Source organism: Bacteroides mediterraneensis (assembly GCF_900128455.1).
GTDB classification, from domain to species: domain Bacteria; phylum Bacteroidota; class Bacteroidia; order Bacteroidales; family Bacteroidaceae; genus Phocaeicola; species Phocaeicola mediterraneensis.
Genome location: NZ_LT635783.1, coordinates 2023850 through 2047809, shown reverse-complemented (window position 1 = coordinate 2047809; position 23960 = coordinate 2023850). Strand labels below are relative to the sequence as shown.

At 53.2% G+C, this 23960-nt stretch carries 20 protein-coding genes and 1 riboswitch; of the genes, 4 read left to right on the top strand and 16 right to left on the bottom strand.

Annotated elements, in window-relative coordinates:
• Nucleotides 1-175: 175 nt before the first annotated feature.
• Complete coding sequence (locus tag BQ7480_RS08440) at nucleotides 176-1723, top strand: M20/M25/M40 family metallo-hydrolase (RefSeq protein ID WP_072542527.1); 1548 nt, start codon at nucleotides 176-178, stop codon at nucleotides 1721-1723.
• A 145-nt stretch (nucleotides 1724-1868) separates the two neighbouring features.
• Here the strand turns inward: BQ7480_RS08440 and BQ7480_RS08435 are convergent, their stop codons facing one another.
• The 12 genes from BQ7480_RS08435 to BQ7480_RS08380 all read right to left on the bottom strand — a co-directional run bounded on the left by BQ7480_RS08435 (nucleotide 1869) and on the right by BQ7480_RS08380 (nucleotide 14264).
• Complete coding sequence (locus BQ7480_RS08435) at nucleotides 1869-2813, bottom strand: retropepsin-like aspartic protease (RefSeq protein WP_072542526.1); 945 nt, start codon at nucleotides 2811-2813, stop codon at nucleotides 1869-1871.
• A 653-nt stretch (nucleotides 2814-3466) separates the two neighbouring features.
• Nucleotides 3467-3916, bottom strand: coding sequence for an arsenate reductase ArsC (locus tag BQ7480_RS08430; protein WP_072542525.1), 450 nt, complete (start codon nucleotides 3914-3916; stop codon nucleotides 3467-3469).
• A gap of 65 nt (nucleotides 3917-3981) precedes the next feature.
• On the bottom strand, nucleotides 3982-4950 hold the full coding sequence (locus BQ7480_RS08425; RefSeq protein ID WP_072542524.1) for a permease: 969 nt from the start codon (nucleotides 4948-4950) through the stop codon (nucleotides 3982-3984).
• Between the two features lie 106 nt (nucleotides 4951-5056).
• Nucleotides 5057-5290 carry a thioredoxin family protein gene (locus BQ7480_RS08420; RefSeq protein WP_072542523.1) on the bottom strand — a complete coding sequence of 78 codons (234 nt, stop codon included), beginning with the start codon at nucleotides 5288-5290 and terminating at the stop codon, nucleotides 5057-5059.
• A 33-nt stretch (nucleotides 5291-5323) separates the two neighbouring features.
• Nucleotides 5324-6031, bottom strand: a complete 708-nt coding sequence (locus tag BQ7480_RS08415; RefSeq protein WP_072542522.1) for an aromatic aminobenezylarsenical efflux permease ArsG family transporter — start codon at nucleotides 6029-6031, stop codon at nucleotides 5324-5326.
• An 11-nt stretch (nucleotides 6032-6042) separates the two neighbouring features.
• The gene (locus tag BQ7480_RS08410) at nucleotides 6043-6483 is read right to left on the bottom strand and encodes a nitrophenyl compound nitroreductase subunit ArsF family protein (protein ID WP_072542521.1); all 441 of its coding nucleotides are present in this window, start codon (nucleotides 6481-6483) and stop codon (nucleotides 6043-6045) included.
• 63 nt (nucleotides 6484-6546) lie between these two features.
• Nucleotides 6547-6870: an ArsR/SmtB family transcription factor gene (locus BQ7480_RS08405; RefSeq protein WP_072542520.1), complete on the bottom strand. Its 324-nt coding sequence runs from the start codon at nucleotides 6868-6870 to the stop codon at nucleotides 6547-6549.
• A 215-nt stretch (nucleotides 6871-7085) separates the two neighbouring features.
• Nucleotides 7086-8270 (bottom strand): sirohydrochlorin cobaltochelatase, encoded by a 1185-nt coding sequence (locus tag BQ7480_RS08400; RefSeq protein ID WP_072543959.1) that lies wholly within the window; start codon nucleotides 8268-8270, stop codon nucleotides 7086-7088.
• A gap of 40 nt (nucleotides 8271-8310) precedes the next feature.
• Entirely contained in the window at nucleotides 8311-10299 is a 1989-nt protein-coding gene (locus BQ7480_RS08395; protein ID WP_394332653.1) for a TonB-dependent receptor plug domain-containing protein, read from the bottom strand.
• 220 nt (nucleotides 10300-10519) lie between these two features.
• Nucleotides 10520-10724: riboswitch (cobalamin riboswitch) on the bottom strand.
• A 681-nt stretch (nucleotides 10725-11405) separates the two neighbouring features.
• A complete protein-coding gene (locus BQ7480_RS08390) occupies nucleotides 11406-11987 on the bottom strand; it encodes a cob(I)yrinic acid a,c-diamide adenosyltransferase (RefSeq protein WP_072542519.1) in 582 nt (193 codons plus the stop codon).
• A gap of 10 nt (nucleotides 11988-11997) precedes the next feature.
• Nucleotides 11998-13314: a cobyrinic acid a,c-diamide synthase CobB gene (locus BQ7480_RS08385; protein ID WP_072542518.1), complete on the bottom strand. Its 1317-nt coding sequence runs from the start codon at nucleotides 13312-13314 to the stop codon at nucleotides 11998-12000.
• A gap of 17 nt (nucleotides 13315-13331) precedes the next feature.
• The gene (locus BQ7480_RS08380) at nucleotides 13332-14264 is read right to left on the bottom strand and encodes a sirohydrochlorin cobaltochelatase (protein WP_083581787.1); all 933 of its coding nucleotides are present in this window, start codon (nucleotides 14262-14264) and stop codon (nucleotides 13332-13334) included.
• A 246-nt stretch (nucleotides 14265-14510) separates the two neighbouring features.
• Between BQ7480_RS08380 and BQ7480_RS08375 the strand changes: the two genes are divergently transcribed.
• From BQ7480_RS08375 to BQ7480_RS08365, 3 genes are read left to right on the top strand one after another with little or no spacing between them, the layout of a single operon-like run.
• The gene (locus BQ7480_RS08375) at nucleotides 14511-15677 is read left to right on the top strand and encodes an ABC transporter substrate-binding protein (RefSeq protein WP_072542516.1); all 1167 of its coding nucleotides are present in this window, start codon (nucleotides 14511-14513) and stop codon (nucleotides 15675-15677) included.
• A 13-nt stretch (nucleotides 15678-15690) separates the two neighbouring features.
• On the top strand, nucleotides 15691-16728 hold the full coding sequence (locus tag BQ7480_RS08370) for a FecCD family ABC transporter permease (protein ID WP_072542515.1): 1038 nt from the start codon (nucleotides 15691-15693) through the stop codon (nucleotides 16726-16728).
• Nucleotides 16725-17744: an ABC transporter ATP-binding protein gene (locus tag BQ7480_RS08365; protein WP_072542514.1), complete on the top strand. Its 1020-nt coding sequence runs from the start codon at nucleotides 16725-16727 to the stop codon at nucleotides 17742-17744. The genes BQ7480_RS08370 and BQ7480_RS08365 overlap by 4 nt, the downstream gene beginning before the upstream one ends.
• On the opposite strand, the gene cbiD is transcribed toward BQ7480_RS08365, so the two are convergent.
• From cbiD to cobJ, 4 genes are read right to left on the bottom strand one after another with little or no spacing between them, the layout of a single operon-like run.
• Complete coding sequence (cbiD, locus tag BQ7480_RS08360; protein WP_072542513.1) at nucleotides 17721-19547, bottom strand: cobalt-precorrin-5B (C(1))-methyltransferase CbiD; 1827 nt, start codon at nucleotides 19545-19547, stop codon at nucleotides 17721-17723. The two genes, BQ7480_RS08365 and cbiD, sit on opposite strands and share 24 nt — an antisense overlap.
• A complete protein-coding gene (gene cobM / locus BQ7480_RS08355) occupies nucleotides 19544-21364 on the bottom strand; it encodes a precorrin-4 C(11)-methyltransferase (protein ID WP_072542512.1) in 1821 nt (606 codons plus the stop codon). Before cobM ends, cbiD begins: the two co-directional genes overlap by 4 nt.
• The gene (gene cbiE, locus BQ7480_RS08350; RefSeq protein ID WP_072542511.1) at nucleotides 21361-22548 is read right to left on the bottom strand and encodes a precorrin-6y C5,15-methyltransferase (decarboxylating) subunit CbiE; all 1188 of its coding nucleotides are present in this window, start codon (nucleotides 22546-22548) and stop codon (nucleotides 21361-21363) included. Before cbiE ends, cobM begins: the two co-directional genes overlap by 4 nt.
• On the bottom strand, nucleotides 22541-23947 hold the full coding sequence (gene cobJ, locus BQ7480_RS08345; protein WP_072542510.1) for a precorrin-3B C(17)-methyltransferase: 1407 nt from the start codon (nucleotides 23945-23947) through the stop codon (nucleotides 22541-22543). The genes cbiE and cobJ overlap by 8 nt, the downstream gene beginning before the upstream one ends.
• Nucleotides 23948-23960: the final 13 nt, after the last annotated feature.

Genomic DNA, 23960 nt, shown 5'->3' with positions numbered 1-23960 from the left:
TGGCTCAAGTCGCATGGCTGAGCCGTCAACTCTTTGGACATAAGAAGACTTCTTTTTTGCATAAGGTAAAAGAAATAAAATAAAAACTATCCTTCCTGACAGAAAATCTCTCTTTTTTTTGATTTCATCTAATTTATCATTTCTTTTGCAAACGAAATATTCAATTTTGTGACACATGAAAAAATTATTCTTATGTTATGCTGTATTTTTGTCATTTGGAGTACAGCCTTTTTTCGCTCAAAAAGCCGTCGTTGATAAAATCATTGAAATGGGGCAACAGGATAATCAGGCCGCACATCAGCTGGATATACTGACCAATCGTTTTGGCGGACGCCCCATCGGGTCGGATGCGTATGAAAATGCGGCCGAATGGATGGTACACGAATACAAAAAATGGGGATTGGATGTGCATCTGGAAGAAGCTGGTGAACTTTCTGTCGGCTTTAATCGCGGTCCTTGGTTTGGAAAGCTGTTGAGTCACGACCATGGAATGACCCTCCATTTCGCTACTCCTTCCTATACATCCGGAACGAAAGGGGTGCAGCGTGGTCATGTCTTGATGGAACCTCATACCGACCAGGAATTCGAACGCATCAAATTCAAGTTGAAAGGGGCCTGGGTCTTAATCTCCGGCACAAACGACGGCTGGCCAATCGACCGGACGGCGCACGCAGATTCTATCCGTCGGGCTATCAAACAAGAAAATAAGGAAATCGACCAGAAGAATGCCGAACTCAGGGCAAGAAACCGGGAGAAAAAAGAAAACAACGAGATGATTCCTTATAAGGAATTCCCGGCTCTCTACTACCACGAGATGATTGAAGCCGGTGTCTTAGGATTCATCCAAGCATCGGAAGTGCCTATCCGCGCGCTCTATGACCGGAAGATGATTGACAGCATGACGTTCGACAACCTGCCCGAAGTTCCCGACATCAAACTCGACAAGCATCAGTTCGATATCATCGCCCAGATGGTGAAAGAACGGCGGGAAGACTTCCTGCTGGAGTTCGATATCCGCAATCATTTCAAACTCGGTCCCATCAAATACCACAACGTTGTAGCGTCTATTCGAGGCAGCAAATACCCGGATGAGCAAGTCATTGTCTGCGGACACTTGGATTCTTATGACACGGGTACAGGCGGCATCGACTGTGGTACAGGAATTGCCCCAATGATGGAAGCGGCTCGTATGTTGGCCTTGTCGGGAGCGAAACCCAAGAGAACGATTCTTTTCATCGCCTTTGCCGGAGAAGAGTTCGGACTGTTAGGCTCGAAAGCTTATTGCAAGAAACATGAGCGGGAACTGCCCAAGATTGTCAACGTATTCAACCGTGACGGTGGGCCGGAACCGCCCGTCGGAATAGCTGTCTCACAGGCGATGTATGATGATTTCGTCAAGATAACCCAGCCTATCCAAAAAATCCGGGCCGACATTCCGTTTAAAGTGACTGTACGGCCGCCCCGCAAATTACCGAAAGCAGCAGGTGGTACCGATTCGGAAGTGTTTGCCACGTATGGAGTCCCGACATACGGATTTACCACAAAAGATGTGAAAGGATATAATTTCAGTTATGGGGAAATCTGGCATACCGAACGTGATTTGTTTACCAAGAACATCCCAGAGTATCTGAAGCATACGGCAACCGTTACCGCCATCACCGTCTTAGGAGTAGCCAATCTTGACAAGCCTCTGCCGCGGGAAGGAGTCTATGAAAAGCCATAGTTGCGGCAGGGAATCTTCTTGGGGCAGCAATCGATTCCGAAGCGTTACCTGACTTCTCTAATTCATGTACCATGGCCTTCCGTTGTGCGGAGTGGGAAAGCTGCTGGAAAGGGTTTATAATACGCATCATTCGGATTGAGACTGTTCAACGAACCAAAAAGTCATAGAAAGGAGTATAAAGTCGGTCGTTCACCTCCAAATAAAGGAAGTTGTTCTTGAAGTCATAAAGCTGGTTGAAGCGTTGCAGGAAATTGTTGCCTAACACGCCGTCCATCGCCTCACTGGCCTGCACCCCTTCCGTCACTGTAGAAAAAGCACCGGGTATGCGGGGCAAAGTCAGGGCATCTCCCAGTGTCACCCAATCGAAGTACACGTTCTGAAGTTCACCGCCCTCCTTCACCGTACCGGCTATGCGCGAGATGGCAAATGGTTTCTGTGTGCCCAGCAGGCTGTTGCGACGGACGAAAGGTGTATTGAGGTCGAACACACGGTCGGAACCCGTGTCTACCTCTACCGATACCTGATAATCCACTCCGCCGACACGCACGCCGACCGGAACGACCGGCACTCCCAGACGATAGTCCATCTTCAGCTTGACAGCCTTGTCCGATGCCGCCTTCTGCCCGTCGCCCAATTCATACAGGAAGATGGATTTCCGCCGATAATCAATACGGACATCAAAGTTCCTCAGATAAGACAGCCCCAGCACACCGTCCAAGGCATCGGGCGGATAAGGAACAGCTACCAGTTCCAAGCCGGAAATGGCCCGGCTGCCCATCCTCACCACCTGAGAGGACTCTGTGGAAGGAATGGTTTCCACCGAATTGGCGCTATTGTTCTCCACACTTCCCGTAAAGGCAGCCAGCCCTTCGGTGCGCGGCGAATTGGAATTGAGCACCACATCCGTCGCTCCCGTGTCCAGCACAAAGCGCAGGGGGCGGTCGTCCTGCCCGTTGATATAGACTGTCACATACAAACGGTTGTCGGCACCCAGTTCGAAAGGTATCGTGTCGACCGGAGTTACTTCTGCCCAAGCCGACAGGCTCAGCAAACAGAGAAGGCATACACTCAGCAAAAACATTTTTTTCATATTCTCATTCTTTTTCTTTCAAAAGTACGGTCTGCCAAAGATACTATTTTTATTTTCAAGTAACGACAGAAAAGAAAAAAACATTCAGCTTCTACCATCTGGTTGACATATATCAAGTATTAAGGCCTTTCATGAAAATTATATGCTATACAACATATTATGTAATAAACAATGCGTACTTTTGTGTTGTAAAACATAAAAACAACCACAAAAATGAGATTTCTTATTAAATGCTTTATTAAAGGCCTGAGAATGATGGGCGACAACCAACTACAGATTCTGAACAAATAACAGTTCACATTTGCCCATTTTGAACGGGAACAATAAGCACTAAAAAAGGCAAAAAATGAAACCGACCACCGGATACGCTTTACCCTATTCCGATGATCGGTGTTTTTTTTTGATTTAAGAACTCTATGCGTTCTTTATTCAAACCCATGAGGAAGAATCATTCCGATCAGCTGATATTACATTGGCGCAAAAAGGACATCCCATTTGGATGTGGAACCTTTTATGTTTCATTTCATTCCATTCACAAGAATACCCTCCTCAAACTAAGGGAACAAAGTTGCGAATGACACTGTAACCGTCTGAACAGTCCAAATCTCCTGTCAGAATATGTGCCATGCCGCTCATTTTTGGGCAGTAACACCCTATTCACCACAAGCGCATTTCGGCAATTCTTCCTTTCTGATTTCCGTGATGTAGAAACGGGCAAAGGCATTTCTGATTTCGTCACGTACACGGCGGAACTCCGAGTCGATGAACTCCGGCGTGCCTGTAGCCTGTGAAGGATCGTCAAAACCGATGTGCATACGTTTGCCGACCTTTCCTGTAAAGGCAGGACAGCTTTCATTGGCGCCACCGCACACGGTGATTACATAATCCCATTCCTGATCGAGATACGTGTTGACGTGTGTAGGCACATGCGAGCTGATGTCTATCCCCACTTCCTTCATCACTTCCACTGCCTTGGCATTTACCTGGTCTGCCGGTTCGGTACCCCCTGAATATACTTCCAGGTTTTTATCGAATGACTGCAAAAAGCCGTGAGCCATCTGGCTGCGGCAGCTGTTTCCTGTACAAAGAATCAATACTTTCATTTATTCCGTTTTTTATTGGTTTGACTTAAAATAGGAATGTTCCCCTATTCTATTTATTATCTTATCTACAGTATATAGTTAAACAGATAGCCCGACAGAATGATGAAGAACGCCACCGTTCCGAAGAATATGCCGATCAGTCTCCAGGTCATTACTTTCTTCAGCAGGGTGGCTTCCGGCAGGGAAAGGCCTACGACCGCCATCATGAAAGCTATTGCGGTTCCGATGGGAATGCCTTTTGCCACAAACACCTCGATGACTGGCACGATACCCGCGGCATTGGCATACATCGGTACGGCAAGAATCACAGACAGAGGCACGGCATACCAGTTGTCTTTCGACATGTATTGCTGGAAGAAGCCTTCCGGCACAAAACCATGCATGAAGGCACCGATACCGATACCAATCAGGATATATATAAGCACACCGCTGACAATCTTCCAGGCATCACGGACAATGGTCGGGAGTCGTTTGATAAAGGTGGTATGGTCTTTTTCCCATTCATCGGCCTGGGCGGATGAGTGGGCCTGTATCTGCTTTACCCAGTCGCTCAGATAAGGAGCCAGACGCATACGGCCGAGTACGATACCGCCTATTACTCCCAACAGAATCCCGCTGATGACGTAAATCAGTGTCACTTTCAGACCGAATGAGCCGAGAAACATGGCCACAGCCACCTCATTCACCAGCGGGGAGGTAATCAGGAAGGCGAAGGTGACCCCCAAAGGGATACCGCCTTTCACGAAGCCGATGAACAGCGGTATGGATGAACACGAACAGAACGGGGTGATGGCTCCGAAGAGTGACGCCAGCAAGTATTGCAACCCGTACATCTTGTGTGTGACGAGATAGTTCCGCAAACGCTCTATCGGGAAATAAGCGTTGACAATGCCCATCAACACACTGATGAAGAACAAAAGTATGAGAATTTTAATTGTATCATAAAAGAAGAAGTTTACGGCAACTCCTACCGGAGTATCGGCACTCAGTCCGAACAACCCGTAAACAAGCCAGTCAGCAAAATCCTGTATCATTTCTATTCTATTTTAATTCGTCTAAATACGAACAACCTATTCATTAAAAGAGCGGCAGATTCCACCACAGTTGTCTCTGCCGCCCACAGTTAAATCATTCTGTGCCTCAGATGCCCAGCAGTTTCTTTACCTCGCTTTCAGTCGGAACCTGTCCTTTCATCTTCACCACCTCGTCAATCACCACGGCCGGTGTGGTCATGATGTGGTAGTTCATCATTTCCATGATGTCGTCCACCTTGGTCAGTTTCGCATCGATGTGGTTTTCTTTCAGCACTTTCTCAATGACATTGTAGGTTGATTTACATTTGGCACAACCCGGACCTAAAACTTTAATTTCCATGTTCGTAAATATTTGGTTTGTTATCGATTCGTTTTATAAATACATTATCCAGCAATAATAGATGCCAACGAGGATAAACACCACGCCCACAATCAGGTTCATCCATTTCTGCACCTTCTGCATCCTGCCGTAGAAATTTCCCATCTGCTGCACACTGAAGGCAAGAATCCATGCCACGGCAATCACGGGGATGGCTGTGGCAATGGCAAATACCACAGGAAGGAAATAGCCGGCTGTCGCCGTGGCAGACATCGGTATCAGCATGCCGAAATAGAACACACCGCTTGTCGGACAGAAAGCCAGGGCAAACAGTACGCCAATCAGCAGGGCACCCCATCCGCCTTTCCGGACGAGACCTTCCGCATTTCCGTGGAAGCCGAACTGCGGGAGATTCAGTTTGTCGCCAAAGAGCATGAACAGACCTATCACGAGCAGAAGCGGACCCAGCACAAGTTCCCCCCATGTCCCGATGGCCTTCTGTATGCCGAACATGCTGGAACCTTCTTTCAGAACCATAATCAGTACCGCTCCGAGCAGGGTGTATGAAAGGATACGCCCCAGCGTATAGAGCAAGCCGTTCCGGAAAACGCGCTTTCTGTTTTCAATGTCTTTTCCGATAAAGCCGATGGCTGCGATGTTCGTTGCCAGCGGACAAGGTGACAGCGCGGTCAGCAGTCCGAGCAGAAACGCTGTCAGTACGGGAGTGGAGCTGTTATCCAGCAATGTCTGTAACCAGTCCATAACCTTCTCCGTTATTTCAGCATTTCATTGACAGCCTTCACCACCCCAGCTTTGAATACGTCCGGCGACTTGCGGGCATTTCCGAAAGCAAATTCGGTCATGTTCTCGCTTGTTTCCTGTCCGTGCTTGTATTTCACGACAAACAGCGATGACCAGGTTACCTCATACTTCTCGGCCATCTTCTCATTTTCCTTCTGGCTGATGTCTATTACCTTAAAAACGACCTCACCCCTTTTGAGCTGTTCCGCAAAGTTCTCCTCCATTGCAGCTCTTGTATTGCTTTCGATGGCCATACAGGTAGCACAACGCTGCTTCCCGTGAAAATACAATACTTCCACATGGTCTTTTACTGTCACTTCTTTTTGCGTCTGTGCTTCCGTTCCGTTCTTTGCGTTCATGCTGCAGGCGCTAAAGGTGAAGCATGCAGCAAGCAAGAATAAAATTTTTTTCATGTCTTTCTATTTCAATTGTTAGTTATTCGCAAAACTACGAACTTATCCTTCAAAAAAAAGGGCTTACTCACAGCAGCCCTCTTTCTTACATATAGGTTGTCCAAAAAAACCGGCAAACACCTTTTTGGCGATTTCCCAGTTTTCCTTGTTGATGCAGTATCTTACTTTCGGCGTCTCAATTTCACCCTGGATAAGTCCGGCCTCTTTCAACTCTTTCAGATGCTGCGATACCGTGGCCTTTGCAATGGGAAGTTCCTCATGAATATCACCGAAAAAGCAACACTCCTGAGAGGCCAGGAACTGAAGTATGGCTATGCGTGCCGGATGCCCCATCGCCTTGGCAAAGCGGGCTATCTTTTCCTGTTCTTCTGTATACTTCTTTTTCATCCTTTCTATTCCTCCTTTTGTTTGTTGTTCGCAAAAATACGAATAGACTTTGATTCATCAAATGAATTATCATATTTTAATACTTATTTTTTGCGACTCCTACCTCAAAGATACGTTCCAGGTCCAATTTACGGCTATACTCAGAGCTTTCATCATCCGGAAGCTATTGCCGATGAAGCTATGGCAGGCAATGCTTCCGGAACCCTGATGACGGCTTATTGATAATCCTTTCCGTTCTCCCAGGCGTTGGCATCCCACTGTTCGCGGAGGTGCTTCACCCAGATTCGACGGATTTCAGGATAACTGCCCAGGGCGCGGATGCCGCAACCGTCGGCAATGCCATGGTCGGCCCCGGCCTCCCTGATGGGATGAGATTCAAAATCCTCCTGCACCTGGAAGCCGATTTTCTCCAAACGCTCACGCCAGCTGTATTCGTTCGTGTTCAGTTCAACCTTATTCACATCGGCCCCTTCGGCCAGTGCCTTCAATCCCCAGAGGTCGTTATGGGCATGGTCACCGGCAATGGACATGAAAGGAGCGATATAGACTTTCACGTGGGCCGGTTGCAGGCCGTTATCTTCGCAATACTGCATGATCTGGGAGTAGATGCAATTCGGATATTGGCTGCGTACCGTGCGGACATCCGTGAGGCGGTCGGCCGGATTCTCTTCCACCTCCTTGGGCCAAAAAAGCATATCGCCATAATCCACCGTCCCCACAAAGATATTCTTGTGGGCAGCTTTGGCCTGCAGGGCCTTTTGTACCTCGGCATACTTCTGGTTCGCGCTGTAGTTTTCATCCGGGTTACCGTGTCCCATCAGCAGCACGATGTGGTTCTTGTCACTGAGCCTTTCCGCATAGTGGCTGTAGAGCACGTCGGCCACCATTTTCGTGTCTTCTTCCTCAGACAACAGGTTGGCTCCGCGCAAAACGTCGATGTGCGGAAACCATTGAATCATAAAGTATTTCTTGATGTCGGTGTTCATCAACGAAAGATACTCCTCACCGGGAATCACATGCAGCGACTGCACTGCCACCCGCTTGTATCCGGCGTTTCCGATGGCCTTCAGCCACTGGTCGAGTTCATAGCGTTCGATGCCCGTAGCAGCCTGTACGCGGTTGATACAGGTACGCGAGGTGAACGACATGTAAATGTCCACATCAGGGAATTCCTTCTTGAAGTCATCCATCACGTCGTCATATACAGAAAGCGACTCTTTGTAGGTGCTGCCAAAGGTACAGAGCAGCAAGGCCGTGTCATGCTTCTTGGTCTGCGAGACAATCCGTTCGGCCGGATTCAAGGTACTTTCCACGTCGTCTTTGTCACTGCACGAAACGATACCCGTGCACAAGGCAGTCGCCATCAGCGTTGCCATCATACTTGATTTGAAAAAATGCATTTTCATACTATTAGTGAGTTAATAAGTGAATATGGTGTAATTATCTGTTTTTGAACTTGAGGAGTGCCGAAACGTAGAAATTACGTCCGGGTGTGGTGGTGGCCCGATTATAGCCGAAAGGAGTACGGTCTATGTAGTTGAACACATTGTCCACTCCTACGTTCAGGGTCATCGTCCAGCGTTTCATTCCCAGGCAGGTGTGCGCCGTATTGATGCGCCAAGTCTGGAAAGCGTCGGCATTGTTATCCTTCACATAACGGCGGGTGGACTGATAGCGTCCGTACACCCCTACTCCCAGGCGATACCGCTTCCACGCATGCTGCCAGGCGGCATGAAACGTCGCGTTGTGCTTTGAAGTGGCATCCATCGGGATATATTCCATGTAGTTGATGCCCTGGTTGGGATATTGGGCCTTGGGGTCTGCGAAACTGTAGCCCCCGCTCAGCGTAACATCCTTGGTCGGCTGGTAATTGAAAGTGAAGTCCACTCCCCAGATGCGTGCCCGCGTCAGGTTCCGATACTCCTTGCTTTTCTCAATCTCCTCCAGCTTTTCTTCCGGGGTAAGATTGATTTCCACCAGCTCAATCAGGTGGCGCAACAGGTTGACATAGCCTGTCAGACTGGCCTGCCACTTGTTTCCCGCGTATTCCAGCCCTACAGAAGCATATTGGGAGGTCTGCGCCTTTAAATCTTTGTTGCCATGGTAGGCCGTAAGCGCGCCGCCACCTAATGTGGCTATGTAGTTGTAATATAACTCTTTCACGGTGGGCGATTTGTATCCCATGGCATACGAAGCACGCAGGTTAAAATCCGACCATTTGTACAAGACGGACACTTTGGGACTGAAGTTCAAGCCCGTTTCCTTGTGCAAGGTTCCTCTGGCTCCTACGGTGACGACCGTGTTTTCCCGGGCCGTCCATTCTTCCTGGGCATAAGCGGCCAACGTATAGACAGAAGCACGGTCGCCGTCAATCCGGTGGGGAGATTCAAGACCATTGTACAGATACTCGATGCCCGTGTTCAGGATGTGGCGCTCGCCGAAGTAGAAGACCCCTTTCGCCTGGCCCAGCACCTGTTTCTGAATGCTTTGTTTGATGCGTTGTCCGGGGAAATAAGTGATGCGGTTCCCCTCCATGAAATAGTCGGTGACCTCCTGCAACTTGTAGTCGTAGAAATACCCATACCGGTCGTACGAAAGGTCTGCCGTCAGGTAATTCCGTCCGCCCAGCTTGTATTTGCCGCCGACAGCGAACCCATAATTGCGATAATAGAAATCATTGGCAAGATAACTCCATTGTCCGTGCGAACGGGCAACCCAGCGTTCGTAATAACTGCCGGAAGCCGTCAGCTGAAGCTGGTCATTGACCTGCCATTCCAGATTCTCGGACAACGTATAATTGGTAGACCGGTTCATCGTTTTCAGCGTGGAGCCTGGTTTCAGCTGCTGCTGGTTCCACTGCAAGTCGGTATTCTGCCAACCGTCCGTATGCCGGAAGTTCACTCCCGTCACGCTTTTTATCTTTCCGACGGACAGTCCGAAGGAAGCGCTTTCCCTGACGTCGCCATACTCACCCACCCGGCTGGTGCTGGTCAGTTCCATCTTGTGAGGACTCTTCCTGGTGATAATATTAATGACCCCGGCGATGGCATCGCTTCCATAAAGGGAGGAGGCGGCCCCCTTCACAATTTCAATGCGTTCGATATTGGCCGGGTTCAACAGGTTCAAGTCGTTCTGTCCGCCTACATCCCCGTTCATCCGCTTGCCGTCAATCAGGATGAGGATGTAATCGTTGTTCAGCCCGTTCAACTGGATATGGCCGCCCATGTCTCCATCGTGGAAGGTGAGTGAAGCGGAAAGCCCACTCAGCAGCTCTTCCATGCTGCGTGCCTGGAATTGTTCCAACGCCTTCCGGGTGAGGACTTCCGTCTGTACGGGAGCGTCTTTCAGGTAATGTTCCGTGCCGGTACCCGTCACCACCACCTCGTCCAACCTCACGGAAAGCTCTTCCACTTTCTTGCCCTCCTGCATGCTTTGCGCCACGGAATGTGGGGCATTGCCTACCAACAGCAACGGGAGAATAAATCCTAACTTTTTCTTCATCATGCAACCTTTTTGTCAAAATTATAAAGCGGGCATGCGGCTTCAGATGAAGATAAGTAAAGTCCTCCCCCACAGGCAGGAAACAAAATATTACAAATCTGTATTCATAAGGTGCACCTTGCGCTCCTAATCCCGGAAGCCCCATGCTTTGTCGTCGTGGATATTAGCAGGTATTCTGGCTTCCTCCTGTCTGTAGGGCCTTCCCATCGCGCATAAGCGACAGTGACACTTGTAGTTACAGACATTTCTGGAATGGAGGTTACAGCTGCGGGTACAGCTCCGGTTTTCCACCGGATTCCCTTGCACCGACAGACGGACTTGTCTGTTCGGCTACTAATTCCATGGGGGCAAAATTACGATTTATTTTATAATAGTCAAATTTATGGGGTTAAATTCTACAAGCGGGGCATATAAACGTAATCCTTTCTATTGAAAATGGCTTTTGCTCCCGTACTCATTATGTAATTTCAAGCCGATAATCCCCTTCTTTTGCAGATTAAAAAGCTCACTGACGCAAAGGGAAATCCTCCCCTGCGTTTTCTACGTTTCCCGCACGGGAGACATACGTTTCCCGAAGCAAAAACGTACGTCTCCCACACGAGAAACATACGGTTCCAAGTGGAGAAACATAAAAAACGTTTCAGCATGAAACACAATTCGACCAAGCGTTTTTCTGATACACAAACAGGCTTGTTTATCTCTTGCGAACATTAGGGAGGTCTGCCGAATATCATTGCCAGCACAGTCATCATCATGGGACGGAAATGGGCGATAGCATATCCTGCAATCAAGATGGCCGTTTTTACCAATACTCTGTGGGCATAACGTCACCGGGCTTCCGTCCGTTCCAAGTCCACAGAAACAAGCATAAAAAAGCACCGCCCATCGTTGGACATCTTATGAATGAACGGCTACCCCGCCCGGCGACACTCCGAACTGCCTTTCACAGCGGGGGACTTTCGTATGCGAGCCGTCACGACGAGAAGGAGCTGGCCCGGATGAAGGAGAAATCCATCCGTCACGCCCAGCTGCTTTTATTCCTCCCTCCGCTTCTTCCGCTTGTAGGCAAAGCTCATCCATTTCTCTTCGGGCCATTGCTGCCGCTGCATTTCAAATCGGGCCATTACGAAAAGCAAATCCGACAAGCGGTTGATGAACCGGAGAATCGCCTGCGGGACGGGGTCCGTGCGGTGAAGGGTCCACAGCCGCCGTTCTGCCCTGCGCGTCACGGCCCTCGCATACTGTAACTGGGCAGACAGCGGAGTGCCGCCCGGCAGGATGAAATAGCCGTTGTCTTCCAGCTGCGACATCATCTCGTCCATCCACTCCTCGCAAAACTTGTCCAAGTCCTGCGGCAGTTCGTTCGGATTCTGTTCCCTCAGCGCGGAAGGGGTTGCCACATGACTCATCACGACCATCAGGTTGCGCTGGATGAAACAGAGTTTTTGCTGCCACGCATCGGCCTCCGGCAACAGGCTCCGGATGATGCCGAGCAGGGTGTTCAGCTCGTCCAGGCAGCCATTCGCTTCGATGCGGATGTCGTCCTTGGGCACACGTGCGCCCCCATGGATGCCGGTCGTTCCGTCGTCTCCGGTCCGGGTATATATTTTTCTCATACTCTTCGTTTTAATCCCATAAGTTAAAAAAGTCATTCTCTCCCCAATACCAGTGCGTGTATCCGGCAATCACGTTCCTGTAACGGTACAAAGGGGTGTCTACCGGCGCACCTTTCACATTGTACTGGCAAACCTCGGAGGGCAGCGCATCGGGCTGGACGACCGACGAATAATGGAACTCATGTCCCTTGAGCTGCATGCCCCGATAACGGGCCGTACGATAGCCCAGGTGCAGACGCATTTTCTCCAGCGTACAATCCAAAGGCAGCACGCCCGCCATCGGATACACCTCGCCCTCCTGCGAAACCAGTTGCCGGCACAGATACATCATTCCTCCACATTCGGCAAACAGTCGCCCGCCCTGCCCGGCGAAGTCTCTCAGCTGTGCACCCAACCGTACATTGCGGCTCAGGGAGTCGGCAAAGAACTCCGGATAACCGCCCGGCAAGTACACATAATCGGCCTGTGGCAGTGCATCGCCTGCCAGCGGACTGAAGGTCACGACTTCCGCCTTTTGGGAAAAGACGTCCAGGTTCTCCTTATAGAGGAAGTTAAAGGCGGCATCCTGTGCCACCGCGATGCGTTTTCGCCCCGATTCGCCGGAGGCAACCGCGGAGGCAGGAGTCGCATCGAACACTTCCTGCGGACGGGTGGTCAGCGCCAGCAGGCGGTCCACGTCCACGTATTGTTCCATCAAATCGGCCACCCTGTCGGACAGGGCATCGATTTCCGCAGCCCGCCCGATGGTCAGTCCCAAATGGCGGGAAGGGACTTCGATATCCTTTACCTTGGGCAGATAGCCCAAATCGGCCACGCCCACATCGGCACAGGCCTCTTTCAGGTACGCATAGTGCGAAGGAGAACCTACCTGGTTGAAGATGACTCCCGCCACTTCCACCTGGGGGCAGAAATGCTTCAGCCCATACAAGACTGCGGCGACGGTGTAGGCCGAAGAACGTGCGTTGAGAATCACGATGACGGGCAGATGCAGCAGGGAGGCAATCTCGGCACTGCTCCCTTTCATCCGGTCGTACCCGTCGAACAGGCCCATGACGCCTTCCACCACACAGGCCGATGCCTCCCGGGCGTACCGGGAATAGACTGCCCGCACATGGGCTTCCGAGGCCATCCAGGTGTCCAGGTTCACAGACTCCCGCCCCGAGGCGAGGGCATGAAACTTCCCGTCGATGTAATCGGGGCCGCACTTGAAGGGTTGCACGGGCAGGCCCCTCCTTTTGAGTACCCGCAGCAGGCCCATCGTAAAGGTGGTCTTGCCACTTCCGGAAGCGGCAGCCGCAATCAGGAATTGAGGTTTGGCTAACGACATAAGTTTTCCGTTTTTAGTCAGTCTTTTTCTTGGGCATAAGCCTTCTTTTTCTGCACGATGTCCACCTGCTTGTGCTGAAGGATAAAGCGGATGTGGTCGAGGTAAAGCTGCTGGATGGCGGGTTGTTCTCCCAGGCCTTCCAACAGGGCGGTCACCTGATAGCCTTTCTTTTCCAGGGCGGCTTTCATGTCGTCCGCAATGTCGTTCTTGGCATGGTCGCCGGCCACAAACATGAAGGGAATCAGTTGTACCTGCTTGATTTTTTTCTGCGCTTCCAGCCGGTCGATGGCATTGTCGAAGGTGGGATAGCCTTCTACCGTTCCGACGGCAAAATCGGTATGGCCTTCCGCCTGCAGCATGTAGTCCAGCATGGCATACTGGGCAGTGGCGGGGGTGTAGGTGCCGTGCCCCACCAGGATGGTGAAGGTTTTCTCCCGGCTTTTCGTGGCCAGGCAGTCAATCACCTGCTTGTAGTCTTCCGGGGTGTAAAGCAGGGGCATGCCCAGACGGATTTCCTTGAACAGAGGGCGCATCAGGTCGATGTCCTTGCGGAGCGATTCCATCTCGATGCCGTCGATGATGTTAGTCGACTGGATAATGACGTGGGTGTAGCCGTCCGCTTTCAGCTGGGCCAGGGCCTCCACCGGATTCAGTTTGCGCATGCCCCGCTTGGCCAGCCGCCGCATGATGATGCGCGAGGTATAGGCTTCGCGGAACTCCAGCTGGGGGAATTCGGCCTTGGCCTTCTGGTTGAGGGCGTCGATGGTGAGAGCACGGGTGTCGTCGTGCGTGGTACCGAAATGGACCATCAGCAATGCGATTTTATCGCCTTCCTGAAGATGCTGCATCACATCTTCCGACACGAAATTTCCTTCTTCCTGTGCATGCACGGGCATGCAGATTCCACCTAAAGCGAGGCAACAAGCCACGAGAAAAGTTCTTGCTTTCATAAATACCAGATAAATTTGTGAATCATAATCGGTGACAAAGATAATGCCATCTGCTCATTTCTCGGAAACGGACAATACTATAGATTGTTATAGTATGACAAAAAGTAATGACAGGGAGGCTGTTTTTAATTATATCTTTTAACTTTGCAAAGCTATTTTTCAATTGAGACAGAAAATACAAACACTTCTTGCATCCTTCCGGAACGGTTCGGAGAGCGAAAAGTGATTACCTACGAATAACAGACCATGAAACATCTATTTTGGTGGGTATGCCTGGCCATACCCTTCTTGTTTGGCTGCGGAGCGAAGAAAAGCTCGAATACAGAGGAGAAAACGAATGCAAACGGCACTGTCACCCCTGCCGATACGAACGTCCGCATTGTCCCTCGATACGCGAAGGGATTTCAGGTGACTTACACGGACAAGGGCTATTGCCTGCTGGACATCAAAGACCCGCAAAAGGAAGAAGGCGGAGAATCGTATCACTTTGTCCTGGCGCCGAAAGGAACCAAAGTCACCGGCGCGCCTGAGGGCTACACCGTCATCGAAACGCCGGTCAAGAGCACGGTCTGCATGACTTCCCTGCAACTTTCCAACTTTATCAAACTCTCGGCCCTGGATGCCGTGGTCGGAATTACCAGTACCCGTCATCTTTTCAATGCCGACATGCAGAAGCGGCTGAAGGAAGGAAAGACGCACAAGATTGGCATCGAGGGCAACTTTGACAACGAGGTCATCATGGGCATCCATCCCGGCGTCATCCTGATTTCTCCCTTCAAGCGCGGAGGATATGACGCCCTGACGGAAGTGGGCATTCCCCTCATCCCGCACCTGGGCTACAAGGAGATGACTCCCCTGGGCCAAGCGGAATGGATCAAGTTTGTCGGACTGCTGATTGGAAAGGAAGCACAGGCCAACCGGATTTTTGCGGAGATAGAGAAACGTTACCAGGAATTGGTGCAGCTTACCGCGCAGGTGAAGAAACGGCCGGTCGTGTTCAGTGGTGAACTGAGAGGCGGCAACTGGTATGCCGTCGGGGGAAAGAGTTTCTTGGCCCAGCTGTTCAAGGATGCGGGGGCCGACTATTTCCTGAAGGAGGATACACACTCGGGCGGGGTGTCGCTCGACTTTGAAACGGTCTACAGTCAGGCGGCGTATGCAGACTACTGGAGAATCGTCAACAGCTACAAAGGGAAGTTCTCTTACGAAGCCCTGCAAGCCGAGGATGTCCGCTATGCCGATTTTCAGGCGTTCAAGAAGAAACAGGTCATCTATTGCAACATGAGTGAGAAACCGTTTTACGAGAGTATGCCGATGGAACCGGAAGTGGTGCTGGCCGACCTGATTGCCATCTTCCATCCGCAGCTGTTGCCCGACCATACCCCCCGTTATTATGAATGCTTAAAACCCTAATCCCCTTCCTTGCATGAAACGTCCGGTCGCACTTTATATGGTGTTCATCGCCCTGCTGATTTTTGTCTTCTTCCTCTTGAACCTGCTCCTGGGGTCTGTATCGATTCCGTTCCAGGAGGTGTGGCAGATTTTGTGGGGGAATTCGCACGACAACGAAATTTGGTACAACATCATCTGGAAATCCCGTATTCCACAGGCACTGACGGCCCTCATGGCAGGAGCCGGACTGTCGGTCAGCGGACTCCAGATGCAGACGGTGTTCCGCAACCCGCTGGCCGGACCTTCCGTGCTGGGCATCAGCTCCGGCGCGAGCATGGGCGTGGCCTTCGTGGTCCTGCTGTCCGGTACCCTCGGCGGAGTGGCTTTGAGCAAAATCGGCATCATGGGCGAAATCGCCTTGACCCTTTCGGCCATTATCGGCTCGCTGTCTGTCATGGCACTCATCATCTTCGTTTCGCAGAAAGTGAAGGGAAACGTGACCCTGCTGATTATCGGGGTGATGGTGGGCTATGTGGCCAACGCGGTAATCGGGGTACTGAAATACTTCAGTGTGGAAGAAGACATCCGGGCTTATGTCATCTGGGGACTGGGCAGCTTCGCCCGCGTATCGGGCAACCAGATGACGCTGTTTGTCTCGATTATGCTGGTGCTCCTGCCCGTCTCTTTCCTGCTGGTGAAAACGTTGAACCTGCTGTTGCTGGGGGATGCCTACGCGCGCAACCTAGGACTGAACATCAAGCGGGCCAGACTGCAGGTCATCACCTGCTCGGGCGTGCTGGTGGCCATCGTCACGGCCTATTGCGGTCCCATCATCTTCCTTGGACTGGCGGTTCCTCACCTCTGCCGCAGCCTGTTCCGCACGTCAGACCACCGCATCCTGATGCCGGCCTCCCTGCTGATGGGAGGAGCCATGGCCCTGGTGTGCAACCTGATTGCACGCATGCCGGGATTTGAAGGGGCACTTCCGGTCAACTCCGTGACGGCGCTGGTGGGTGCGCCGGTGGTTATCTCGGTATTGTTCAACAAACGACGCAATGACCTAAACGAATGATGGAAAACAATCACATACAAATCAATCACCTCACCATCGGCTACAAGGAGAAAGGCAACCGGAAGGTGGTGGCTACCGACATCAACGCCTGCCTCCACAGCGGGGAACTGACCTGCCTGTTGGGGGCGAACGGCATCGGAAAATCGACCTTGCTCCGCACCTTATCCGGATTTCAGGCGCCGCTGGAGGGAGAAATCATATTGAGAGGAAAACCGTTGTCCACGTATTCCGACAAGGAACTGGCCACGCTCATCGGAGTGGTGCTGACCGAGAAGTGCGAGCTGCGCAACATGACGGTGGAGGAACTGGTCGGCATGGGACGAAGTCCGTACACCGGATTCTGGGGCCGCTTGGGCAAGCACGACAGGGAGGTGATAGAAGAGTCCATCCAACAGGTCGGCATCGGGCACCTGCGCCACCAGATGGTGCATCAGCTGAGCGACGGCGAGCGGCAGAAGGTCATGATTGCCAAAGCACTGGCACAGCAGACGGACATCATCTTTCTGGACGAACCGACCGCTTTCCTGGACTTTCCCAGCAAGGTGGAAATCATGCAACTGCTGTTCCGGTTGTCGCACACGGGCAACCGCACCATCTTCCTGTCCACACACGACTTGGAACTGGCGCTACAGATTGCCGACAAAGTGTGGTTGATGAACAAGGAGAACGGGGTGAAGACCGGTACCCCGGAAGATTTGTCACTGGATGGGAGTCTCAGCCATTTCTTCCTGAGAAAAGGCATCCGGTTTGACAGGGAAAGCGGACTGTTCCGCATCGCCCGGCAGGCCACGGTCTCCGTACGTCTCACAGGAGAAGGAGACCGGTACACCATGGTGCAGAAGGCACTGGCCCGTCACGGGATTGAAGGCAACCGGCAGCATCCGTCCGACTGGTACATCGCGGTCACCGACGAGGCTTTCTTCCTCCATCCTGCTTCCGGACAGACCGTACAGGCAGCCACCATCGAAGAGCTGCTGCAAGCCGTACATCAGTTATTGGACGCCCTGCCCCACTAGGCGGCAGGCAATGTGCCCGTCCTCGTCTATCAGCATCAGGGTGAGTTCCGTCCGGCTGAGCAAGGCCAGGCAATGCTTCAGGCACAAGCCCAGAAGGGCCGGAAAGAAAAGGGCTGCATCCGCTTCCGGGAGACCTTTCCACAGCTCCCTGGCCAGCGTCATCTTCGCAATCACCGCCTGTGCCTCCGGAGAACAACCGCAGTCGCGGGCCAGTTCCTGCAAGAATTGTTTGTTCATCACCACCTGCTTGCTGTAGGTATTCAAGTGGCCCTCGGCCAGTTTCACCGCTTTGCCCAGCATGATACCCATCGTTACCTTCCCGATGTGCAGGTCGTCTGCAATCTTCAGGGTATCACCGATGTAGTTCCCGTAATGTACGAAGGCCTGCGGGGGCAAGTCCGGGTATTCACGTTTCACATATTTCTCGCTCTTGGCACCGGAGTTGAGCACCAGCCGTTCCGCTCCGATGGCCTGACAGACTTCCACCTCCCGACGGATGGCTTCCACAAAAGCCTCGGAAGAGAAAGGCCGCACGATGCCCGAAGTCCCGATGATGGAAATTCCGCCTACGATGCCCAGCTTGGGATTGAACGTACGAAGGGCCAGTTCCTCTCCCCCCGGTACGGAAATCGTCACCTCCAGTCCCCCGCCGTACAGGGCCGACAGTTCCCGCATCATCATCTGCCGGGGAACCGGATTGATGGCAGGCTCTCCCACCGGCAATCCCAGACCGGGAAGGGTGACTTTCCCCACCCCTTTCCCTTGCAGGAAACGGATACCGGGTTGTGCGGCAAACGCCACCTTGGCCTCTATTACGCTGCGGTGGGTCACGTCGGGGTCATCGCCCGCGTCTTTCACCACGGCAGCCGTAGCCGATGTGTCTGTTTCCTGACAGACGGATGCAAGGGGCAAGGACAGTTCCTCTCCGTCGGGTATCCGAAAACGTACTTCCGAAAGAGATTCACCCGTCAGCAAGCGAATCAGGGCCGCCTTGGCCGCAGCCGTGGCACAGGCTCCGGTGGTGTATCCGCTCCGCAAGGGATAGAAATCGGGCAGCAAGCGCTCGATGGCTTTCCGCAGTCCGTGTATGCCGGTCACCGTAATGAAATCGGCCGGCAGGGAAGGGCGACAGACCGCATAGACCGGAATTACCCCACGGCGGGCTGCCTCCAGTTTCTCGACAAAACCGCCACTCTCGCCGCTCTCTTTGGTCAGGATGGCCTGGGGCTTCAACTGCTCCAGAAGTTCCGTTTCCGGTGCGCCTTCGTGGTAAAAGACCAGCCGATTCGCATCGAAACCCTGCCGCACGGCCAGTGAGACGGATTCCTCCCGATCCAGGATACGGAACCAACAAGTCGGCTGGAGGGTATCGTCCGCCCAGAAGTCGCGCAGTTTCCCGATGGTCTGCACGCCGGTCAGTGCCAGAAGGCGGGTAATGCCGTCCTCCTTCAACCGGCGGACGGCTTCCTGATAATCCGCACACCAGATAACCTCGTCGGTACGGGGCGGATAGATACGTTCGAAACGCACCACGGGCAACTGAAGGCTCCGGCTGACCTGTTCCACAGTTTCGTGCAAGCGGACGGCAAACGGGTGGGCCGCATCCACCAGCAGGCGGACAGAGTGCGCCCGACAGAAGGCTTCCATCTTTTCCGCATCCATGCCCCCGCTGACACGCTCCCCATGACGGCAACTGATCTGCTGCGAGTCTCCGCGCGTGGAATAGAAATAAGGCTTGCCCGACTCATCCAGCACTTTCACGGCCAGCCGCCCTTCCGTGGTTCCACCTAATACGAGTATCATGACCGGAACAAATGGGTAAAGTCGGAGGCATACAAACGGGAAAGCCCCTTACGGTTGTCTATCGCTTCTCCTACCACCAGCAGCGTAGTCAGGGTCAGGTGATTGTCCCGAACGATACGGGCCAGGTCCTTCAGTACCCCCCGGTAGATTTTCTCTTCCTTCCACGTCAACTTGTAGCAGGCAGCCACAGGCGTCTCCGGCGGATAGGCCTGCAAGAGTTCTTCCTGCACCTTCTCCACGATGGACGCGCTCAGGTAGATGCACATGGTACTTTGCGACTGGGCCAGCTTGTGCAACTGTTCCTTCTCCGGCATGGGGGTCCGCCCCTCTCCCCGGGTCAGGATGATGCTCTGCACCTTCTCCGGGATGGTGAACTGCGAACGCAGGGCCGCTGCCGCCGCCTGGAAAGACGAGATTCCCGGCGTGATGTGGTAGCTCATGCCGTAGGCATCGAAGAAGGCCATCTGTTCCTGAATGGCACCGTAGATACACGGGTCGCCGGTGTGAAGACGCACCACAAACAGTCCCCGGTCGTAGAATTCCTTCATCAAGGTAAACTGCTCCTGTAGGTCCATGTGGGCCGAACTGCGCACCACGGCCCCCTCCTTTGCGTAATAAGTCAGCTCGCGCGGCACCAGACTGCCCGCATACAGCACCAGGTCGGCCTTTTCCAGCATCCGTTTGCCACGCACCGAAATCAGTTCCGGGTCACCGGGACCGGCCCCCACAATCTCGATGTGTCCTCCGCGCACCGCCTCCGCCGCCAGTGTCACCGCAAAGGTGAAATGCGAGCCCGTCACCAACTCTCCTTTCTGTTTATCCAGCAGCCATTTTCCGCCTCCGCTGCTTTTGAGTGCCGCACTCTCGGCCACACCATAGACCCCGGTCACTTCATACACCTTCTGCGACGGATGGGGTATCTCCAGACCGCTCAGCTCTTCCGCAGAATAGATGCAGACCTTTGTCTGTTTCCATCGCTCCCGCAACGCCTTCAGCAGCGGCTCGTCTTTCTTCAGCTCAATCGTACCGACCGTAGCCAGCGACAACGGTGACAGGCCGTGCGAGCGCATCACCTTTTCGATGTATTCGGCAATGCCGTCGGGTACGCACTGTTTCTTGCAGCCCACTCCGAGATGCAACACCTGCGGACGATAATACAAGGCCTGCACCGGCGCCTCGTACTCGTAGGGCGTGACGGCAATCAGCAGGTCCGTCTCCTCGAAAGGAATGTCGGCATAATGATAATACACTTTTACATACGGCGGAAGGGTACGCTCCAGCCAGGCGGTACCCTTGTCCTTTATATCCAACAGCAAGGACACTCTTTCCTGGTTCACGAAACGGGCAATCGCGCGGTTCATCTCCTCGTGCGAGCATGCGGTCTGCCATCCGAACCGGGCAGCCAGTAAGTCCAAGGCCCACACCCCGTGGCAGTCACTTTGAGTGGTGATGACCGCCTGTGCCCCCAAGATGGCCGCAATCTGCCGGGCCCACTCGTTGGCCCCTCCCACATGGCCGGACAATACCGGAACGACGAACTGCCCGGTACTGTCCATACACACCACCGCCGGATCGGCATATTTGTCGGACACACAGGGAGCGATGCAGCGCACACAGATGCCCATGGCCCCGATAAACAGGAAACGGTCGTATGCGGCAAACGAAGCCGCCACAAACTCACTGTACGAGGCCACCTGCGTGCATCCGTCGAGTGCCTTTTGTGAAAAAATGGTACAATCTCCCAATTCCTTCTCCAGCAGCTGCGCCATCGGCAATGCCTGGGAAGATATCAATATAATGGCTGTTTTCTCTTTCATTCTGCTTTCAATATTTCAATTGGATTATGGGCATCCACCACAAGCCGGATGCGTTCGGTCACCCGACGTCCGGTCTGCGCCACTCCCTCGTAAAACTGCTGCAAGCTGTCCTCGCTCACCGAATTGAATACGATTACTACCCCCGGAAGCAAGACCTCGTCTGCACGCTTCAGCAACTCCTGCAACCGGCCTCCATGCCCGCCTATAAACACCGCATCCGGACGAGGGAGGTCGGCCAAAGGCTGTTCCATGAAATCCCCGCCCACAAACCGTATGCCGGGAGTTCCCCACTTGACACTGTTCGCCCGCAACAGTTCCGCTCCTTCCGGACGCCGTTCAAAGGCAATCACCTCAAGTTCGGGATAGAGACTCTTCGCTTCAATCGACACGGAACCCGTGCAACTGCCGATGTCCCAGAAGACCGTGCGCATCTGCAAATCCAGCATGCTCAAGGTCTGCAGGCGTACCGGTCGTTTCGTAATCATGTTCACCCGTCCGTTCAACAGCGCAAACTCTGATTCCTTCAGTCCCAGCGGACGACGGCGCAGTGCCGAGCGTACCAGAATCAGACAGTTGGGTGATTGGAAAGTGGTGTGCCGGGCTTCTTCTACCGTCAGCTCCCGCACCCGTTCTTCCGCCGCATTGCCCAAAGCCTCTCCCACATACATCCGGTAATTGTCGTAGCCGTATTCCTGCATCCGGGCGGCAATGGCTGCCGGCGTTTTCACCCTGTCGGTCAGTACCCCGAGCATGCGCTCCCCGCGTATCAGTGCGGCATCGAAAGCCTTCCACGGACGCCCGGTCAGCGATACCATCCGCATCTCCTGATAAGGCAACAGCAGGCGATGGGCCAGCATCTGCAAGGAATTGAACGTGGGATAGACGTGGATACTGCTCTCGGGCAACAAGCGCTGTACGGTATTGGCAAAGCCGAAGAACAGCGGGTCGCCGGAAGCAAAGACCACAATCTCCCGGTGTGCGGCATACTGCGCGAACACCTTGTCCAACGGCACGGTGATGTCTATCCACTCCGCCCCTTCGGGCAAGAACCGTTCCACCAGCTGGTGATGGCGCACGCCCCCCGAAAACACCTTCCCCCGGAAGATGACTTCCTGCACCCGAGGCGGAAAATAAATCTCGGTGCTGTCACTGATGCCGATAATATGGAATGACTGCCTACACATCGCGTCCGGGTTTTAACAAGGCCGCATCGTCCAGCGTCAGGATGGCGTTCACCAAGGTGGCTGCCAGATTACTTCCTCCCTTCCGTCCTTCCACAATCAGTTTGGGCACGCTCTGGAAGGTCTTCACCATGTACTTGCTTTCACACACATGCACAAAACCCACCGGGGCCGCGATGATGCCTCCGGGATGCGCCTTCTGCTTTCTCATCAGGGCACACAGTTCCATCAAGGCCGTAGGCGCGTTCCCAAAGACAAACAAGGCATCCGGATGCTCCTCCACTGCCAGACGTATGCCCGCCTGGGTACGGGTGATTTGCTTTTCAGCGGCCATCCGAGCCACCCTTTCATCGTTCAGGTAACACTTCACCTCCAGTCCCAGCCGTTCAAGGGCCCGTTTCCGGATGCCCGAAGCCGCCATGGTCACATCGGTAATAATGGTACGGACCTTGCCCGTCACCAGCAGTTCATGCAGCTTTTCCACCGCATGCTCGTCGCTGTACAGCAAGTGCTCCATCTCGAAATCGGCCGTCGTATGGATGGCATGCAGCAACGCCCACTTGTGTCCGAGCGGCAGGTCCTGTTTCTTCAGTTCCTTGGAAATGGTCTGGAAGCTGTGAATCATAATCTCCTGTCCGATGCCTGTCGCCTCCATTTTTTCTGGCGGATAATACCCCCGTGGGGTAACTATATGGCCCGCCCATTCGTACGACTGCGAGTTCCCGATGAGCACCACCGTAAACATGTCCACGTCCTCCGGGTCAAAGTCGGCCAAAGTCGTTATCTTCACGGTCTCTTCCTCACGTCCCGCCTGACGCACATAGCCCACCGGTGTCGTCGCTTCCCGCTCCTGCATGAAAATCTCCTTCAGGCGGTACAACTGCCAGTAACGACCCTCACTCTTCGGATTGTAGACTGCTGTCACGAAGTCGGCCGATGCCGCCGCACGGATGCGTTTCTCAATCTTCTCCCATGGCGTCAGCAGGTCGGACAAGGAAATCACGCAGAAATCATGTCCCACCGGCGCCCCCAGTCTGGCAGCCGCCTTCTGAAACGCACTGATACCCGGCAACACCTCCAGCGTCACCTCACTGGCGCGTTCCCGCTTCATCTCATACATCAACGGTGCCATCCCGTAGATGCCGGAGTCGCCCGAGCTGATGACACAGACACACTTGCCCTGTTCCGCCAGCTCGAAAGCCTGACGAGCCCGGTCGCGTTCCCGCTTCATCCCCGTGTCCACACACTCCGCCCCCTCCTTCAAGTAGGGACGCACAAACTGGAAGTAATAGTGATATCCCACTACCACATCCGCACTAGCCAAGGCCCGGACCACCGCCGGAGTGATGTCCTCCGCGGAGCCCGGGCCGATGCCTGCTACAATTATCTTGTGATTCGCCATTCGTCTTGATTCT

Bases quoted from the DNA above. Each gene is read 5' to 3' on its own strand.
- BQ7480_RS08410 (WP_072542521.1), bottom strand. From the start codon at position 6,483: ATGAAAAAAATTTTATTCTTGCTTGCTGCATGCTTCACCTTTAGCGCC.
- BQ7480_RS08370 (WP_072542515.1), top strand. From the start codon at position 15,691: ATGAAACGTCCGGTCGCACTTTATATGGTGTTCATCGCCCTGCTGATT.
- cbiD (WP_072542513.1), bottom strand. From the start codon at position 19,547: ATGATACTCGTATTAGGTGGAACCACGGAAGGGCGGCTGGCCGTGAAA.
- BQ7480_RS08390 (WP_072542519.1), bottom strand. From the start codon at position 11,987: ATGAGAAAAATATATACCCGGACCGGAGACGACGGAACGACCGGCATC.
- BQ7480_RS08430 (WP_072542525.1), bottom strand. From the start codon at position 3,916: ATGAAAGTATTGATTCTTTGTACAGGAAACAGCTGCCGCAGCCAGATG.
- BQ7480_RS08420 (WP_072542523.1), bottom strand. From the start codon at position 5,290: ATGGAAATTAAAGTTTTAGGTCCGGGTTGTGCCAAATGTAAATCAACC.
- BQ7480_RS08400 (WP_072543959.1), bottom strand. From the start codon at position 8,270: ATGCATTTTTTCAAATCAAGTATGATGGCAACGCTGATGGCGACTGCC.
- BQ7480_RS08365 (WP_072542514.1), top strand. From the start codon at position 16,725: ATGATGGAAAACAATCACATACAAATCAATCACCTCACCATCGGCTAC.
- BQ7480_RS08395 (WP_394332653.1), bottom strand. From the start codon at position 10,299: ATGCAGGAGGGCAAGAAAGTGGAAGAGCTTTCCGTGAGGTTGGACGAG.
- BQ7480_RS08380 (WP_083581787.1), bottom strand. From the start codon at position 14,264: ATGAAAGCAAGAACTTTTCTCGTGGCTTGTTGCCTCGCTTTAGGTGGA.
- BQ7480_RS08375 (WP_072542516.1), top strand. From the start codon at position 14,511: ATGAAACATCTATTTTGGTGGGTATGCCTGGCCATACCCTTCTTGTTT.
- BQ7480_RS08440 (WP_072542527.1), top strand. From the start codon at position 176: ATGAAAAAATTATTCTTATGTTATGCTGTATTTTTGTCATTTGGAGTA.
- cbiE (WP_072542511.1), bottom strand. From the start codon at position 22,548: ATGTGTAGGCAGTCATTCCATATTATCGGCATCAGTGACAGCACCGAG.
- BQ7480_RS08425 (WP_072542524.1), bottom strand. From the start codon at position 4,950: ATGATACAGGATTTTGCTGACTGGCTTGTTTACGGGTTGTTCGGACTG.
- BQ7480_RS08435 (WP_072542526.1), bottom strand. From the start codon at position 2,813: ATGAAAAAAATGTTTTTGCTGAGTGTATGCCTTCTCTGTTTGCTGAGC.
- BQ7480_RS08405 (WP_072542520.1), bottom strand. From the start codon at position 6,870: ATGAAAAAGAAGTATACAGAAGAACAGGAAAAGATAGCCCGCTTTGCC.
- BQ7480_RS08385 (WP_072542518.1), bottom strand. From the start codon at position 13,314: ATGTCGTTAGCCAAACCTCAATTCCTGATTGCGGCTGCCGCTTCCGGA.
- cobM (WP_072542512.1), bottom strand. From the start codon at position 21,364: ATGAAAGAGAAAACAGCCATTATATTGATATCTTCCCAGGCATTGCCG.
- cobJ (WP_072542510.1), bottom strand. From the start codon at position 23,947: ATGGCGAATCACAAGATAATTGTAGCAGGCATCGGCCCGGGCTCCGCG.
- BQ7480_RS08415 (WP_072542522.1), bottom strand. From the start codon at position 6,031: ATGGACTGGTTACAGACATTGCTGGATAACAGCTCCACTCCCGTACTG.